Below are 17,040 nucleotides of genomic sequence, written 5' to 3'. Positions count from 1 at the left end.
GGCCCTGGGCGCCTCGGCGTCGGGACAACTGCTGGGCATGATCAACCGCGCTGCTCTCAGCAGCACGAGCACACGGGGTGAACACGCGCACGCCGGGGGGCCTGAGGGGGGTGAACGTGGCCTGACCCAATCGAAAGACCCTAGGCCCCAGCGGAAGCGATCAGCGCCTGGGCAGGCGGTGCAGAACGACCTCGCCGAGCACCCCGTCCGCGACCGTGCACGTCATGTACGTGCAGTACGGCTGCCGTCTGCGGTCCGTCGGCGACCCCGGGTTCAGCAGGCGCAGCCCGCCCGGCGCCTCGGTGTCCCAGGGGATGTGGCTGTGGCCGAAGATCAAGACGTCCAGGTCCGGGTGGAGTGCGGCGCAGCGCGCCTCCCGCCCCGGGAGGCACCCGTCTCGTGGACGACGCCGAACCGCAGGCCCCCCAGCCGGACGCGGGCCACCTCCGGCAACCGGGCCCGCAGTTCCGGGCCGTCGTTGTTGCCGTACACCCCGACCAGCCGTCGCGCGCGCCCCTCCAGCAGGTCCAGAGTGGCCACATCGACCCAGTCCCCGGCGTGGACCACGACATCCGCCCGGTCCGTCTCGCGCAACAGTTCGTCGGGGAGCCGCCTTGCGCGCAGCGGCACATGGGTGTCCGCGACGAGCAGCAGTCGCACGGGGGCTTCCGTCGTCTCCCCGTTGGTGTCCTCGCCCATCCGCCTGCCTTCTCTCCTCGATTTCACCGGGCACACCGGCCGTAAGTGTCCCTTGCGCGATAGCGGGCCCACCCAGGTGGCGGCCGGCCGTGTCACCTTTCCATAGAGTGTCTCTCTGCCGATTGCGGCAGGCTTCCCGCCCCTGCTTCCCGCCCCTTGGCTCGCCTGTCCGGGTGTCCACGGAGCCGGGACAGACGGCCCTACCGAAGGACGACCCATGAGCAACCTCTTCTCCTTATCCGTCAACCCGGACCATCCTGACCGCCAGTACGCGCTCGGTCAGGAACTACGGGTCTCCATTCTCACCTCGGCGGGGGAGACCGACGGCCGTCATGACGTGGTGGACTCGTTCATGGTCGCCGGTGCGGCCACGCCGCTGCACGCCCACACCCGGTACGAGGAGCGGCTCTGGGTCTCCTCGGGACTGCTGACCGTGTGGGCGGGTGCCGAGAAGGTGGCCTTGCGCTCGGGAGACTTCTACACGATTCCCCTCAACGTTCCTCACGCGATAGCGGCCGGCCCGGAAGGCGCCCGCGCCCTCAATATCTCTTCGCCCGCAGGGTTCGCCGAAGTCGTCGCCCGCACCGCGACTCCACTCCACCTTGCCACCGAGGCGACCGAACTCGACCTGGAGCTCTTCAACGCGGTTGCGGCAGAGATGGGCGACCTGATTCTCGGTCCGCCCGGAGCCACACCCGCCGACCTCGCTCCCGGGCCTCCGGCGTGACTTCGGCGCGCAATCACCAACAGGCGATTCATTCCGTCCCTGCAGGTCAAATGAAGATGAGGCCGTACGACACCAGCAGACGAAGAATCTTCTGGTGTCGTACTCGCCGAAGAAGCGCGGCTTCCTCCAGGGGCACAAAGGACGGCGCCTGACCTGGGCTTTAACCCAGCAGGCACCCTACTTCCAGTCTGGCAGACACCGAGTTCGGTTTGGGAGCTATCACCCAGTACTTCCCACAGGCATCCCAGTCCTGACCACCTCTTCCGGACCAGTCGCGGACCAAAATCGCCGGACACATCCAGGCCAGCCAGGGAGTACACGTCGCGGGGCTGGCACTCGTCCGCGAGCGAGTGCACCCACGTCATGTGCCACACGGCGACGGGCTGCATGCCGTGGACACACATGCCCCACTGCAACTCCGCCCGCAGCAAGGGCCGCAGCCGGCGCAGGTTAACGGTTCCGGTGCGGTGAACCGGTAGTTGCGCGCGGCACCAGGCGCGGAAGGCAACTTCGCCCTGGTAGGTCACCGGGACAGAGCGATCACCGCGCTCGTAGGTGGCGAAGAAGTTCTTCGGCAGCTTCGCCCCGCCAGGCCGGCCGGTCCGGATGTAGCCGCGCTCGTGCGCGCCGCACAACCCCAGCAGCGAGGAAGCCAGTTCGTCACAGACGTCCGCACGGCACTCACCGTAGCCCGGCACCGACGGCTGGTCGGCCAGCCACCGTTCGAACTCCGTCTCGTCCCCGCCGGGGTGCCGCTTCAGGTGGCTCAGCCACCGGTTGCGGTGCCGGTAACACAGCACCATCTGCAGGCTGAACGCTGGCCGTTGCGGGCAGATCCGGCACATCATCGCCTCCGGTATCTCCGTGGCGGGCAGCGGCTCCGCGGTCCGCAGAAACTGAGCCCGGCTCATCCCACACGCCTCCGCCTCCCGCCACTGCCCGGCGTGCACCATCGGCGGCGTCGAGAACCGCGGATGTGAACGAGTGCCGGAAGGCATGGGGTTTCACGACCCCGAGCCCGGCGCGCTTCCCGGCCCGGCTGAGCATCCGCCGGGCCCCGACCGGCGCCCATGGCTGTCCGGAATCGGCGCCGTGCAGCTGGATGAGGAGCAAGCCGTGCCCAGCCCAGCGCGGGTATTCGGCGGTGACGTACTCGAAGTAGGTGTGCACCATCGCAGGGCTGACCCGCTCTGAACAGACCGCCGGTCACGATGCCGTGCTCGACCCGCCAGGGGTGCTTGCTCTTGGCCTCGGCCCGGTCCGGATTACCGGGCCGGTGGCAGACGTGCAGGTGAGGGGTACGGCACTCGCCGCAGGCCGCGTTCTCGCGCAGGTGCAGGTCGACCATGTGAAGTCCGCAGAGCTCACCGATGCGCAGCCCGCCGTCGGCGAGCCAGGTGACCACCAGCCGGTCCCGGGCGGCGTTCACCGTCTCCAGCAGCTTCTCCCGGGCGCCGTCCGGAAGCATCTTCGGATGCCGGCGGGTGCGGCCCCTTCGGCGCCAGCGGGTTGGTGGGCAGCGACGACTTCACATGCCCGAGGAACGAACGGCGCCGGTCCACCCGCGACGGCAACCGCGACTCATCGAGCTTCTTGCCGAGTTCGCCGTTGATACCGAGGGAGGACTGGTACAGGTAGAAGCCCTTCAAACAAGCCGCCGCGATCGACAACGCGGAGCGGCCGTAGGGACGCTTGCCGACCCACCACGGCTCGCCGAGCGGCATGCGGACCTCGGCACCGACTATGCGCATGTAGCCTTCCAGGTCCCGCAGTTGGACCGAGGTGAAGGTCAGGCACTCCCGCTCCAGCCACCTCAGATGGTCCACCAGCAGATACGCGTGCATCCTCTGCGTTCCCGAACCATCATGCAGACGCAGGAACCGGTCCGCCTCCGCATGGACCGTCCCCTCGGCCACACGATCGTCCACGACCGCCGCCCGTCCTTCCGCTCGATCTGCTGGACCCTCAGGTCCCCGACCACCACATGCCAGGCCACTCGTCCTCCGTACCGACTCCAGAGCATGACAGACGTCCCAGACACGGTCGGTAAACAAGCCAGGGACGTGCTGGTCACAGTCCGGGACGGACATCACGGGCAGGACTACCTGCGGTCGGTAAACTCGACGATCACCGGGGACATGTGTGCCTCGATAAGGCCCTGCACGTCCGCCTCGACGTCAGCAAGACGCGGCGTGACCTCCGTCACGCCGCTTTCCGATGGGTGGAACGGCTTCAGGCCCGACACCTTCCCCTCCTCGGCTAGGAGATCGAAAACGTCGGGCGGGTGCAGTCTTGTTTCCGCACTGGGCCATGAAGCCGTGAAGAAAGCGTGTGGATGGAGCTTCTCTCTGCTCACCCGTCGCACCGGGCAGCGCACTGCCCGAAACCCAACACGGGCGTTCCCCTCCCATCCCAGCACGATCCCAGCACGGCAGGGATGAGCAGGGGTGACGACAGGTGACAAGGGGTCAGCTGTCCCAGCACGGAAAAACCAAGGGCCCGACTCCGAAGAGTCGGGCTCTCTCTGACCTGCACGTTTGCAAGATCAGCGACGTGGTGATGTTTCATCGGCTACACGTTGAACCTGAATCCGTGGCGCAGAGCTCCCACCTGCGGAAACGCGGGTTCTGCAGGGGTTATCCCAGCGCCATCCAAGCACGGGAGACTCAATCCCAGCATCGTGCATCCCAAAGGTCAGAAGCCGACAGCCACGGACAGCCACTGCGGGCTGGCATGTGAGATGAAGGAGGACTGGCCCGCCACGTCGTCGTACGGGAAGCCGTAGGCGAGGTTGTTGATGCCGTTGTCGTGCCAGAACTTGGCGTAGTAATTGGCGGGGGCGGACTGGTAGAAGCGGCTCGGGTCCGACTGGCCCGAGGACGGCAGCGTGGCGACGTGCCGGTTGAGCGCCGCGCACATGTTGGGGTTGCCGGCCATGCTCCCGGCGCAGCCGAAGATGTACTGGGTGGTCTCGTTGACTCCGACCGACTGGGCGTACGAGGTGAAGTAGTTCGCGTTCACGCCGCCCGGCCGGAAGCTCGCGTCACTGCCCGGAGCGATGATCCGGTAAGGGGCCTGACTCTGCGCCAGAATCTTGAACTCCTGCGGGACGGCGTTGATGAAGTCCTGGAAGACCTGGGTGCGGGACTTGCTGAAGAAAGCCTGGGTCTCCCCGACCTGGACGTCGTAACCGTCCGTGGAGTGCAGACGCATCGCGAGAGGCAGACCGTAGGCGTCCACGCGGGTGGTGTTGCCGTTGAACACACCTCCGCCGACGGTGAATTCGATGAAGTCGTAGTACTGGCTGGTCGGTGAACCGACGTAGAAGTACATCCGGCCAGCCGAGTTGGCGGGCATGTCCAGGTAGGGCTGCTCCGCGATGGAGTGCGTCTGACCGTTGAAGCTCCAGTACACCTGGCTGTCCGGGTAGGCACCGTTGGTCCGGTTGAGGATCGCGACCTCCACGGCGTTCTTGGCTGGCGGGATCTTGCTGGTGTCACCCCAGAAGTCGCCAGTGGGCGGCGGGGTGGTGCCACCGGTGCCGTAGACCTGGAATTCCCAGAGCGAGAAGCCGTACGGGGTGGCCCGGGCGGTGCCGTACAGCCGGACGTACCGGCCGGAGCCGGTTACGTTGAGCGTCTGGACTCCGCCGGGGCCGGCAGCGGTGGAGTAGACCGAGGTCCAGCTGGTGCCATCGGCGGAGGTCTCGATCCGGAACGCGGTCCCGTACGCGGCCTCCCAGTTCAGCACCACGCGGCTGATCTGAGCCGTGGCGCCGAGGTCGACCTGAAGCCACTGCGGATCACTGAACGCGCTGGACCATCTGGTGGTCGTGGAGCCGTCCACGGCCGCCGAGGCGGGAGTTCCCGCCGCCTCGACCGAGGAGGCGGTGGCCGGTTTGCCCTGCGACAGCAGTGCGTCGGCAGCATGGGCGGAGGGCTGATCGACCGCGAGAACGAGGGCCGCCAGCAAGGCGACCAGGAGCGCGAGAACGGGGATGGGTCTGTGCCGGTACCGCATGGGCCGTAGGTGAACCGGCGCGAGGAGCTTGCTCGGCATGATGTCTCCTGAACAGGGTGGGGAACCTGCGGACGTTGACGTGCCTGGCATGCCTCGCTCAGCGCCGATTTCCTCCAGAGAGCGCTCTCACGAGGGTGCTTGGTATATACCTCCGCTGTTCCGGGCATGTCAATAAAGAAAGCTATTCGCGCAGGAACCGCCGCGGGCCGGGACACCGGCGCAGCCGAGAACACCACCCACTGCCACGGCTCCCCCGCACCGATCGCCCTCGCCTCACCGGCCATCGCGCAGGCTGCGAGCGTCCCGGCGGCCGTCCATCTCGACCACGCGGAATCGGTCGGTCTCGCGCGCACGGCGGTGGAACTCGGTTCCGCCTCGGTCATGTTCAACGCAGCCGGGCTCCCCTATGCAAAAAGATGTCGCCGCCACCCGGAAGATCACGGCGCATTGCCGCAGCCGGAGGTGATGAGTCGAGGCCGGAGACGTCGGGGGCAAGAACGGTGCCCACACCCCGGGAGCCCGCGCCGATCCGAATGAGGCGCGTGATTCTGTCGCCGCCCTCCCTCGCGTCCTGCGTGGCTCCTCCGGAGTCGGCGATGTGGACCTCATCCGGTGCGCCAGAGGCCAGGTTCAACAATTCGTGAACCAACCACTCGCTGGTCGAACAGGGGCGCGACTTGGCGCAGTCGGCACATTTGGCGCAGTTAGCACATTTGGCGTTCAAGAGTTGAAGCATGCGCATCGTCTTGACGGCTCGTTGTTGCCACTCAACACTGCCTTAACAGATCCAATGCCTCGCTGATCCGCAGATTGAGAGCGTTTTCAATAGGCCGATTCAAAGGCCTGTAGAGCTGGGAAGACGATCGAAATCGCAGTTTCGAGACCGTCTTCACCCTTCCGCGCTGACCCGGTGTTCACTTCACGAAACCAGGCGAAAGGACTGCCGCCCATGCGCACGACCATCCTTCCCGGCCGCATGAGACCCCCGCCACGTCCGAACCAACGCATCATCGCCTTATTGACTGCACTCGTACTCGCGCTCGTCGGACTGCTCGGCCTCAACCAGACCGCCGCTCCCGCCTCGGCAGCCGCGCCCGACTACACCCAGAGCGTCACGCAACTGAGCGCGACGCAGGCGCAGATATCGTTCACACCGACCACAGCCGCGATCTACGTCGATGTGCACTACCTCGTCAACAGCGCCAACCAACAGAACGTCCGCATGACCAACAACGCAGGCACTTGGACACAGACCGTCGGCTCGCTCACCAACGGCACGGTCCTGGAGTACTGGTTCACCTACGAGAAGAACGGGCCGCAGTACGACACACCCCACTACTCGTACACCCAGGGCAGTAGCAACACCGGCACTGTCGCCACACCGGCCTTCACTCCGGCGGCGGGCACCTACACATCGGCCCAGAGCGTGACGCTCGCCGACACGACCGCGGGCGCGACCATCCGCTACACCCGTGACGGCTCCACCCCCTCCGACACATCCACCCTTTACAGCGCACCGATCAGCGTCACGGCCACCACCACCGTCAAGGCCATCGCCATCAAATCCGGCCTCACCAACTCCGCCGTCACCAGCGCGACCTACACGATCGGCACATCGGCCGGCTGCCCCACCCAGTCGGACATACCGAACTTCGGCCCGAACGTTCACATCTACGACCCGACCATGTCCAGTGCCACCATCCAGGCCCAACTCGACGCACAGTTCGCCCAGATGAAGGACACAGCCACCGCGCAGTTCAGCGAGAACCGGGTGGCACAGCTCTTCAAGCCGGGTACGTACGCCGTCGACGACAACGTCGGCTTCTACACCTCGGTGGCCGGTCTCGGGCAGAACCCGGACGACGTGACGATCAACGGACACGTCACCGTGGACGCCTTCAACGCCTCCGACGCGGGCAACGCGACGCAGAACTTCTGGCGCTCGGCCGAGAACCTGGCCATCAACCCGGTCGGTGGGAACCGTTGGGCCGTGGCCCAGGCCGCCCCGTTCCGCCGGATCGACGTTCACGGCGATCTGCAGCTCTACCCGGCCAGCTACGGCTGGGCCAGTGGCGGCTACGTCGCCGACACCAAGGTCAGCGGCCAGGCGGCGTCCATCTCGCAGCAGCAGTGGTACACCCGGGACAGCGACCTGGGCAGCTGGGCCGGAGGCGTGTGGAACATGGTCTTCTCCGGCACCACAGGTGCTCCCGCGAACACCTTCCCCAACCCGCCCGAGACCACCCTGGCCACCACCCCCGTCTCCCGTGACGTGCCGTACCTGTACATCGACGGCGCCGGAAAATACCGTGTGTTCCTTCCGTCGCTGCGGACCAACGCCTCCGGCGCGAGCTGGGTGAACGGCAGCACTCCCGGCACTTCGCAGCCGATGAGCCAGTTCTACGTGGTCAAGGCCGGCGACACCGCCGCGACCATCAACAACGCGCTCTCCCAGGGCTGCAACCTGTTCGTCACCCCGGGCGTCTACCACCTGAACCAGACGCTGAACATCACCCGGGCCGACACCGTCGTCCTCGGCATCGGCTACCCGACCTTCGTCCCGGACAACGGCGTCAACGCGATCCAGGTCGCCGACGTGGACGGAGTCCGTCTCAAGGGCCTGCTGATCGACGCCGGCACCACCAACTCGGCGGCGCTGCTGACCGTCGGCCCGGCCGGATCGTCCGCCACCCACGGGGGCAACCCGACGACCATCCAGGACCTGTTCTTCCGGATCGGCGGCCAGATCGCCGGCAAGGCGACGACCAGCCTGATCGTCAACAGCAACAACACGATCATCGACCATATCTGGGCCTGGCGAGCCGACCACGGCAACGCGGGCACCGTCGGCTGGACGACGAACACGGCGGACACCGGCGTGATCGTCAACGGCAGCAGCGTCCTGGCGACCGGTCTCTTCGTCGAGCACTACCAGAAGCACGAGGTCGTCTGGAACGGTCAGAACGGCAAGACGATCTTCTTCCAGAACGAGATGCCGTACGACGTGCCCAACCAGGGCGCGTGGATGAGCGCGGCAGGGGTCAACGGGTACGCCGCCTACAAGGTGGGCGCGGGCGTCACCACGCACGAGGCGTGGGGGCTCGGCAGCTACTGCTACTTCAACGTCAATCCGGCGGTGAACAGCTACCACGCCTTCGAGGTGCCCAATACCCCGGGCGTGAAGTTCCACGACGCTCTGACCGTCTCACTCGGCGGTGTGGGCACCATCACCCACGTCATCAACGACACGGGGGCGGCCACCGCCTCGAACACCACTCCCAGCAATGTGGTCGCCTACCCATGAGGCAATGACCTGACGTCGTGAAGGCCGGTCCGGGGCTCCTCGCGGTTGCGAGGGGCCCCGAGGTCAACAATCCCACCCATTTTCCCGTTACGGCCACGTACTCATACTCTCGGGTGGAAGAGGACGTAGCGCACTGCGTTATCTGGTCGGACCCGTCCCGGCCGGCTCCCTCAGAACCGTCGGGACAGGTCCCGTTCTCAGATCCGCGCGCTCACGCGGAGGCGCTCAGTTGATCGTCCACTGCTGAAGCGCGGAACCGGCGTTCGCTTGCTGCGTCACCAGCGCCCCAGCGGACGTCGAGGCGGTCGTGAGCACCAGCCCGCTGCGCTCGTTCGTGATCGAGTAGGCACCGCTCGCCAACTGGGTCACGTTCCACAACTGGTTGCTGCTGCCGACGCAGGTCCACTGATCGATCGCGGCGCCCGCGTTCGATCCGCCGCCCTCGACGTCGACACAGAGTCCGGACAGGACGTTGACGATCTCGTAGGAGCCGTCGGGCTGCTGCGCGAACGTCCACTTCTCGTTCGAGCTGCTCGAAGGCGTCCAGGTGTTGAGCTGGACCCCGGGCGACGTGCTGCCGCCAGGGTTGTTGAGCGCCATGCCACTCGCGGTCAGAGTGTGGGTGGTGCCATTGAGGTTGGGGGCGACGGCCCAGCTGAAGGTGGTCGAGCCGCTCGCCCTGCCCGAGGTGGCTGTGATTGCGACGTTCAAGGATCCAGCGGTGGTCGGTGTGCCGGTGATCAGCCCGGTGGCGCTGATCACCAGTCCGGCCGGGAGACCGGTCGCTGAGTAGCTGAGCTTCCGACCCCTCGAGTCGGTCGCGTTGACCTGGACCGATACGGCGGTTCCGACCGTGGCGGTCTGCGCGCCGGGGGTGTAGACGCTGACCGTCTCCGGGCCCGGGACCGGGCCGGCCTCGGTCAGCGTCAGGGTTTGCGCGGCGGCGGAACCCGTGCCGCCGGCAGTGGCGCCGGTGTGGTTGGTCCAACTGCGGGTCGGGGTGGTCTCGGCATGCTGACCGGGCTGCGAGGACATGCCCAGCACCAGTTGGCTGTAGCGGTTGACCAGCCGGTAGCTGCCGGTCCGCGCGCCGGTGCGAGCATTGGTGTCGGCGATGACGAACCACTCCTGGCCGACGGTAGGACCGCTCTTGCCGATCGTCGTGGTGGTGGGCTTGGTGCCCCAGGCCCGGGTGGAGGTTGAGCTGGTGCCGACGCCCAGAGCCTGGCGGGTAGCGGCGTTGATGATCTGGTACGAGCCGTCACCGTTGCTGACGAACGACCAGTCCTGCAACTCGGACCGGTGTCCGGCGGTCTGAGAGGTGGTGGTCGAACTGCCCGAGACCTGGGCGAGTACCCGTCCGGTGCCGCTGCTGATGCGGTAGGTCTTCGCCGGGTCGACCGGGGAGCCGGCGGGCCGGGAGGAGCTGATGGTGACGTTGGAGTACTCGCCGTCGGAGGTCGAGCAGGCGATGGAGCAGTATGAGCGGAAGGACTTGCCGACGATGGTGGAGCTGGTCTTGTTGGCGCTGTCGATGAACCAGCGGTACCAGGAGTCGGACGTCTGGCTGCCCGAGGTGCCGATCAGGCTCCACTTCTGGGTGGCCAGGTTCGAGGTGGCGTAGAACTGCTGCGACTGCGGTGTGCTGGCGTTCACCACCTCGGGCTCGCCGATGTACAGGCCGAGGTAGGCGTCATAGGTGATGTTCATGATGAACAGTGGCGATTTGGAAGGCAGTTCGCCGGCCGCCACCTGCTGGTCAACGGTCCCGGTGTTCTTCGGGTTGTAGTCGTGCGCCACCGGGGTGTAGCCGGTCGGGTCGGCCGCGGTGACCGGCTCCATGTTGCTTTCCTTGCCGCCCACGCCGGGCTGCGACCAGGAGCCGTCGTACCACTTGTCCCAGGTGCCGGTCGCCATCTTGCCGGAGATGGGTGCGCGGGCGACATGGGCCAGGCCGTCGGTGCTGCCGCCGACGCCGCCCTTGGGCACGATCCGCGAACCGTAGTAGAGGTAGAAGTAGCCCGAGGCGGTGTCGGCATACAGCCGCGGGTCGCCGTCACCGTAGTCGTAGGTCTGGTTCGGGAAGGCCGTGGTGTCGTCGCGGGTGGTGCTGTAGGGCGAGGTGATCGCGTGGCCCTCGATGGTCCACACCTTGCCCTGGTCGGTGGAGACGGCGTAGTCGATGGAGTCGTAGTGCAGGCCGTCGGCGAAGGGCTTCGGAGTGAACTCGTTGTGGATCAGGCCGTACCAGTCGCCGGTGTCCGGGTCCACCCACATGCCGGTCAGGTCGCAGTAGTTGGCCTGGGAGTAGCCGGAGCCCGCCGCCGTGGTGGCCTCCAGGCCGGTGGGGCTGTTGTTGCAGCGCCAGGTCGTGTCGTTGTTGGTGTCTTCGGCGTTGGCGGGGTTGACCGCGCTGTTGAGTGTGTTGTCCGGGGTGGCGGTGTCGGAGTCGGTCCCGGTGTAGAAGGTCCACTGCCGGGGGTCGGTCGCGCCGTACAGCGAGTGGGCGGACTGGAGGTAGAACGTGCCGTCCTTGTCGATGTAGCCGCTGGCCGGGGTGTCGTCGGGGTAGGCGTAGGTGCCGGTCGAGCCGATGGACACGGTGTAGCCGGCGCCTGAGGGGGCCGCTGACGCTGTGGTCGGCGCGACCGCGCCGACCAGAAGAAGTGGGACGGTCGCGGTTATGGCCGCGAGGGCCTTTCGGAAGTGTGACACGGGGGTCCCTTCTGTCGGGCGTGCTGTTCCGCCGGTGCGGGCAGCGGCCGGTCCGTGACGACCGGCAGGGCCGGTGGGGTTTGTCGCTACTGGGCAATCAGCTTTGATCCTGAGGTCGGCCCCGCACGCCACCGGCTCCGCTCTTGCGGTGACCGTGTCGGTGACGCGCCTGGTGTGGCGCTCTTGCGTGGGGACGTGCGTGTCAGCCTTCCGACATCCGGAAATCGTAGGCTCGCGGGACCGGCTGCTCGGGGTGGACGGCGAGCCACAGGGCGTCGAGGGATACCTCTCCCTCGCGCATGTTGTCCACGTGGATCCCCTCCGCCAGCAGCTCTCTCACCCGGTTGTCGGCGCCGGTCGCGTGTGCTGCTCTCGCCTCGGCCAGTCTGATTCGCCCGTGCTCGCGGTCAGCCGCGGGAAGGGCGCTGATGGTCCGCAGGGCCTCGGCGGGTCGGTGGGCGCGCAGCAGCGCGTCCAGCACCTCGATCGTCAGTTCCCGAAGGTCGGGCGGAGCAGGTGCGCCTGGATCAGCAGGTCGGCGGCGTCGCCCGGCGCGTCGGTGAGGAAGGCCAGAGCACGCAGGGCCCAGGGCGTGGCCAGCTGTTCGAGCGAGCATTTCCACGCGTCGCGGGCGGCTTCCTTCTCCCCGTCGGCCAGCCGGACCAGGCCGAGGTGATAGAACGCGTGCCAGTCACGGGCACCGGCCTCCAGCAGGTCGCGCCAGCGCCCACCGGTGACCGGGACGGCCGGAGGATCGGAAGCCGGCAGGGTGCCGGTGGCGAGCAGGTCCCGCCAGGGCTGCTGCTCGGCGTCGGGAGTACCGAAGGGCAGCAGCGGTGAGTCGGGCAGCGAACCGGCCTCGATCTCCAGCGCAGCCCAGCCGGAGCCGGTGGCGAGTGCCTCCTCGGGGGCGCCGAACTCGGCAGCCAGGGCCTGGGCCCGGGCCAGCGCCGAGGCGGGCAGCAACCGGTCCAGCGCATCGGCCGCGCCGTCCCTGGCCTGTTCCCAACTTCCGTGCACCGCCTTCGGATCAACCGTCAGCAGGCCATAGCCCTCGGTCCAGGTCCAGCTGGCGCGGCCTGGCATCGGCAAGTGTTCGAGCTGGGTCCGGGCCAGCCCGGCCTGGATCTCCAGATAGGCGTGACCAGGGCCTGAGAGCCACTCCTGCCAGTGCCGGCCGCCGGTCGAGTTGCCCCAGCAGAACAGCTTCCTGCCGCGCAGCCGGTCGGTGGAGGTCTGGACGAGTCCGGTGCCGCTGCCGTCCAGGGCGGCGATCCAGCGGCGTTCGCCCTCCGGCAGGTCCAGGAAGTAATCCGCCGCGTGCGCGACCCGGCCCGGGTAGCTCCGGTCCGCCCCGTCGATCTGTGGGAACCCGACGCGCGTGAGGTCACTGATGTAGTCGCAGTGGAAGGCGTGGTCGGCCGGGGCGATCACACGCACGTCCGCGTCCTGAGGCACGGCGATGTTCGACCACCAGTAGACCGGGGTCTCCTGATCCGCCGGGTTGTCCACGGTGACGGTGACGTACAGCATCGGGGAGCCGGACGGCAGCCAAGCGTCCAGGCGCAGTGTGAGTCGGCGCAGTCGCTCGAAGGCGTACATCCGCAGCACCGGCGTGCCGTCCGGCGCGGTCACCCGCGCCGCGTGCAGTGGCTCGCAGGTCAGCGGCCAGTGCCCGGTGGTGCCCAGGTTCCATTCCACCCCTCCCGCCAGCCAGGCGTCGCGCAGGGCGAGGTTGGCCGGCTGGAGGATCGGGTTGCGGTGCAGCAGTTCGCGGCCGGTGGGCCGGTGGACCAGTGACCACAGCCGTCCGCCGAGCGAGGGCAGGAAGGTCGCGGTGAGGGTCTCGTTCTCCAGGACGACGGCGGGCAGGTCGCGCTCGGAGCGCACCCGGTCGTACTCGCCTTGCGTGGTGTAGGGAAGCAGTGTGTACGGGGTGCCGGAGGCCAGGTTGCGCCGCATCTCCTCGTCGAAGCCGACGCCCTGGACGGCCTGCGGGGACAGTCCGCGCAGGATCGGCAGCGTGCCGCCGACCGGGTCCGGGGTGCCTTCGATCCGAAGGTTCTCGTTGCGCAGCGTCGAGCTCATTTGCCGATCCCTACGGTCATGCCCTGGATGATGCGCGTCCCCAGCCAGGAAAACAGGGCGAGCATCGGGGCGAGGATGATGCAAACGCCGGCGAACATGGTGCCGTAGTCCAGGCCGTTGAACTGCTGGGTGGCGGCGAACTCCTGGAGCGCCACCGAGAGCGTGATCTTGTCCTGACTGTTGGTCAGGACAAGGGCGAACAGCGTCTCGTTCCAGGAGCTGATGAACTGGAGCAGGAACGCCGTGATCAGTCCGCCCCGGGCGACCGGGAGCACCACCGAGACGAAGGAGCGCAGGGGGCCCGCGCCGTCGATGACGGCGGCTTCTTCGAGGATTGCGGGGATGCCGGCGAAGAAGCCGGTCAGAAGGAACACCGTAAAGGGCATAGCCAGACCGACGTAGACCATGGCCAGGCCGAAGTCGCTGTTGGTCAGGTTGACGTGGGCCAGACCGACGAAGAGCGGCACCACCAGCACCTGGCCGGGAACGCCGAGGCCCATGGCGAAGGTCATGGTCAGTGCGGAGGAGGTCTTCGAGCGGCGGCGGGCCAGTGCGTAGGCGCACGGGGCGGCGAGGGCGACTGCGACGGCCGAGGAGCAGAGTGCGACGACCGCGCTGTTGATCGCGGCCTGCCCGAACCCCCCTGCTCCAGGGCGATGCTGTACTGCCCGAAGTGGGGGTGGATGGGCAGTCCGAACGGGTGATTCAGCACGTCCGGGCCGGGACGCAGGGAGGTCAGGAAGATCCAGAGGACCAGGAGCAGGTCGGCGGCCACGACGACCCAGACCAGGGCTGTGCCAATCCGCATCGCCGGACCCGGCGATCGTTGTCTGCTTTGCACGTGTCGTGCCTTTCTCGGTGCTTGTGCTCGATCGGGGTCAGTACTCGATCGGGTCGCGGCGCATCAGCCGTCGTAGGACGAGGGTGACTACGGTGACCATCAGCAGGCTGACGATCGCGGCGGCGGTGGCGGACCCCAGCCTGGGAATGGTTGCCTGGGGGAATGCCTCGGCGTACACGTACAGGGCGGTGTTCCAGCTCTGGGCGGGCGGGTACCCGCCGCCGCTGCTGCCACCGAACAGCAGGATGAGTTCGAAGATCTTCACAGAGCTGACCGTCCACAGCACCGCGCATACCGAGATGACGTCCCAGGCGCAGGGCAGCGTGATGTGGCGGAAGCGCTGGAAGGCGTTGGCGCCGTCGAGTTCGGCGGCCTCGTACAGGTAGGGCGGGATCTGGTCGACCGCGGCCATGATGATCGAGGTGTAGTAGCCGGTGGCGGTCCACACCAGGGTGCCGATGATCATCGGTATGAGGTTGTCGGATGAGAGCCACTGCGGCGGGGTGGCCACTCCGAAGAAACGCAGTGCCTGGTTGACCGGACCGGAGGGGGAGAACAGGAATCCGGCGGCGATGCCGAAGACCATGCCGTTGATCAGGGAGGGGAAGAAGAGCACGGAGCGGGCGAAGAGCTTGGCCCGCATCTCGCGCAGCACCAGGGTCAGTGCGAAGCTGATCACGAAGGTGATCGAGCCCCCGATGAACATCAGCTTGAGGGTGTTCATCAGCGACGTGCGGAAGACCGGGTCCTCGAACAACTGCTGGTAGTTGCGCAGGCCGCGCCACTGCATCGGGCTCATCCCGTCCCACTTGTACAAGCTGGTCCAGAACGCGAAGCCGACCGGGGCGAGGAACAGGACGGCGTAGACGATCAGCGCGGGCAGGGTGAACGGCCAGAACATCCGACGACGCTGGCGCTCGTAGGCCCCCGGGCGGGACCTGCCGGTACGGGGGCCCGCTCCCCGGACGCCAGGAGTCCGGGAAGGGGAGTCGATCATGGTCGCCACGGCTCAGCCCTGCGACTTCCAGTAGGAGATCTGCGCAGCCTTGCACTTCGCCACGAACTGCGCCGGGGTCAGCTGTCCATGCCACATGTTCAGGTAGTTCTGGTCCAGGACCTTCGGCGACCAGTTCCCGGCGAGGCTGTCGAAGGGCTGCCGCACGGCCGGGGAGGTCAGCTGCTGCTGCGAGGTCGCCAACTGCGGCGGGGCCGGGATGTCGGCACGCGGAGTGATATTGAGCGCGGTCGTCGCTATGCCCGACATCTCCCGCTTCTGCATGAAGAAGGCGATGAACCTCTCCGCCGCGGAGGCGTTCTTGGCTCGCTTCGGGATCGAGAAGCCGAACAGCGTGGCGTCGGGCACCTGCGCGCCCGGCGGCAGCATCGAGGCCATCTTCCAGCTCGCCGGGACCTGCTTGGCCACCTCGGAGGTCACATAGTCGCCGTCCATGTAGAACGCGGCCTTGCCGTTGACCCAGTTGGTCTCCTGCGCCGGGTACTTGGTCGCGGTGTAGCCCGGGATCACGTAGCCGTCGGTGACCAGCTGGTCGACCTCCTGGGCCGCCTTGAGCACAGCCGGGTTGTCCCACGACGCACCGGTCTTGTCCGAGGCCAGGGTGTTGAAGTTGACTCCCTGGGCGTTCAGCAGATAGTCGAAGTAGAGCTCATTGGTCCAGGAGTCCGCGCCCTCGGAGGCGATACACGCCATCCCCTTGGCCTTGAGCTTGGCGCACACGCTGAGCAGACCTGTCCAGGTGGTCGGCACGGTCGGCATGGCGGCCTTGATGACCGGGTTGGCCGCGTTGTAGAACATGCCGGTGGAGGCGACCTCGTAGGGGATCAGATAAGTGTCCGAGCCGGCCGGGTCCTTCGGCTCCATGGCGAAGTACTTCGCCGGGATGACACTGCCGACCGTCGTGTTCTCACCGGGGACCTGCATCTTCAGCACCGGGGACAGATCCAGGGCCTGGCCCGCCGAGGCCTCCGTGCCGTAAATCGTGGAGTCGGCCCCGTCCCACAGATCCGGGGCCTGATTGGCCGCGATCGAGGGGCCGATCTTCGTCGAAATGCCCCGGCCCACCCAGTCGACGTTCACCTTGATCCCGGTCTGCGCGGTGAACCGCGCAATCGCAGCCTTGAGCACCTTGGCCTGCGGCTCGCTGGACTGCCACATCGACCAGTAGGTGAAACTGCCCGCACTCTTCGCCCCAGCGCTGTCGCCTGAGCTCCCGGCACAGGCGCTCATTCCCAGCACGAGTGCCGCTGCCGTCGCCACCTCGACGACCCGGGTGACTCTCTTCCTCCTGGTGCGCATGGGTGTTTCCTTCCAAGGGGGCGTCAACACGCCGAAGTGGACGGCGGACCCTCGGGCTCGGGGGCGCTCGTCGGGTCGGAACAGTACGGCGCATTTGACCGCTAAAACAAGAGGATCCCTCGAAGTTCAGTTCTGACTGACGGTCATATATCGGGTCGACGATCACGTCGGACGGCGACGGGCCGCTCTCCGGCCTACCGGGGCGCGCCCGGTCGTGGCCGGTCACCTCCAGCTCGGAGGTGTCGTGCGACGACATGGTTGCCAGAGCCGCCCGATTTCGTTCACTCATGACTGAGTCTCAGGTACCCGAACCTGTCGCCGCTTCCATGCGA

General features: G+C 67.2%; 11 protein-coding genes and 3 pseudogenes. 4 read left to right on the top strand and 10 right to left on the bottom strand.

Annotated elements, in window-relative coordinates:
• Positions 1-160: 160 nt before the first annotated feature.
• Positions 161-660 (bottom strand): annotated as a pseudogene (locus LNW71_RS32720) (metallophosphoesterase).
• A gap of 256 nt (positions 661-916) precedes the next feature.
• Between LNW71_RS32720 and LNW71_RS32715 the strand changes: the two are divergent.
• The gene (locus LNW71_RS32715) at positions 917-1,426 is read left to right on the top strand and encodes a cupin domain-containing protein (protein ID WP_250971480.1); all 510 of its coding nucleotides are present in this window, start codon (positions 917-919) and stop codon (positions 1,424-1,426) included.
• Positions 1,427-2,790: 1,364 nt separating this feature from the next.
• Here the strand turns inward: LNW71_RS32715 and LNW71_RS32710 are convergent.
• The 3 genes and pseudogenes from LNW71_RS32710 to LNW71_RS32700 all read right to left on the bottom strand — a co-directional run bounded on the left by LNW71_RS32710 (position 2,791) and on the right by LNW71_RS32700 (position 5,446).
• On the bottom strand, positions 2,791-3,354 hold the full coding sequence (locus tag LNW71_RS32710) for a hypothetical protein (protein ID WP_250971479.1): 564 nt from the start codon (positions 3,352-3,354) through the stop codon (positions 2,791-2,793).
• A gap of 197 nt (positions 3,355-3,551) precedes the next feature.
• Positions 3,552-3,671, bottom strand: a pseudogene (locus LNW71_RS32705) (transporter); the annotation flags it as partial.
• Between the two features lie 449 nt (positions 3,672-4,120).
• Positions 4,121-5,446, bottom strand: coding sequence for a beta-1,3-glucanase family protein (locus LNW71_RS32700; protein ID WP_250972235.1), 1,326 nt, complete (start codon positions 5,444-5,446; stop codon positions 4,121-4,123).
• 165 nt (positions 5,447-5,611) lie between these two features.
• Here LNW71_RS32700 and LNW71_RS32695 point away from each other — a divergent pair, with 165 nt between their 5' ends.
• The 3 genes and pseudogenes from LNW71_RS32695 (at position 5,612) to LNW71_RS32690 (ending at position 8,750) form a co-directional block, all read left to right on the top strand.
• Positions 5,612-5,983, top strand: coding sequence for a class II fructose-bisphosphate aldolase (locus LNW71_RS32695; protein ID WP_250972234.1), 372 nt, complete (start codon positions 5,612-5,614; stop codon positions 5,981-5,983).
• A gap of 412 nt (positions 5,984-6,395) precedes the next feature.
• Positions 6,396-6,764 (top strand): annotated as a pseudogene (locus LNW71_RS37100) (hypothetical protein); the annotation flags it as partial.
• A gap of 108 nt (positions 6,765-6,872) precedes the next feature.
• Positions 6,873-8,750, top strand: coding sequence for an FN3 associated domain-containing protein (locus tag LNW71_RS32690; protein WP_374119543.1), 1,878 nt, complete (start codon positions 6,873-6,875; stop codon positions 8,748-8,750).
• Between the two features lie 225 nt (positions 8,751-8,975).
• Here LNW71_RS32690 and LNW71_RS32685 read toward each other — a convergent pair whose 3' ends face one another.
• The 6 genes from LNW71_RS32685 to LNW71_RS32660 form a co-directional block, all read right to left on the bottom strand.
• Positions 8,976-11,351: an RICIN domain-containing protein gene (locus LNW71_RS32685; RefSeq protein ID WP_250971477.1), complete on the bottom strand. Its 2,376-nt coding sequence runs from the start codon at positions 11,349-11,351 to the stop codon at positions 8,976-8,978.
• Between the two features lie 316 nt (positions 11,352-11,667).
• On the bottom strand, positions 11,668-11,946 hold the full coding sequence (locus LNW71_RS32680) for a hypothetical protein (RefSeq protein WP_250971476.1): 279 nt from the start codon (positions 11,944-11,946) through the stop codon (positions 11,668-11,670).
• A gap of 8 nt (positions 11,947-11,954) precedes the next feature.
• Positions 11,955-13,553: a DUF5107 domain-containing protein gene (locus LNW71_RS32675; RefSeq protein WP_250971475.1), complete on the bottom strand. Its 1,599-nt coding sequence runs from the start codon at positions 13,551-13,553 to the stop codon at positions 11,955-11,957.
• On the bottom strand, positions 13,550-14,176 hold the full coding sequence (locus tag LNW71_RS32670; protein WP_374119542.1) for a carbohydrate ABC transporter permease: 627 nt from the start codon (positions 14,174-14,176) through the stop codon (positions 13,550-13,552). Before LNW71_RS32670 ends, LNW71_RS32675 begins: the two co-directional genes overlap by 4 nt.
• Before the next feature lie 255 nt (positions 14,177-14,431).
• Positions 14,432-15,295, bottom strand: a complete 864-nt coding sequence (locus LNW71_RS32665) for a carbohydrate ABC transporter permease (RefSeq protein ID WP_250971473.1) — start codon at positions 15,293-15,295, stop codon at positions 14,432-14,434.
• Positions 15,296-15,403: 108 nt separating this feature from the next.
• Entirely contained in the window at positions 15,404-16,708 is a 1,305-nt protein-coding gene (locus LNW71_RS32660) for an extracellular solute-binding protein (RefSeq protein WP_250971472.1), read from the bottom strand.
• Positions 16,709-17,040 lie beyond the last annotated feature (332 nt).

Source organism: Streptomyces sp. RKAG290 (genome assembly GCF_023701695.1).
Taxonomy (GTDB): domain Bacteria; phylum Actinomycetota; class Actinomycetes; order Streptomycetales; family Streptomycetaceae; genus Streptomyces.
Note: the sequence above shows the minus strand (reverse complement) of the source record. Positions and strands in the feature narration are given on the sequence as shown.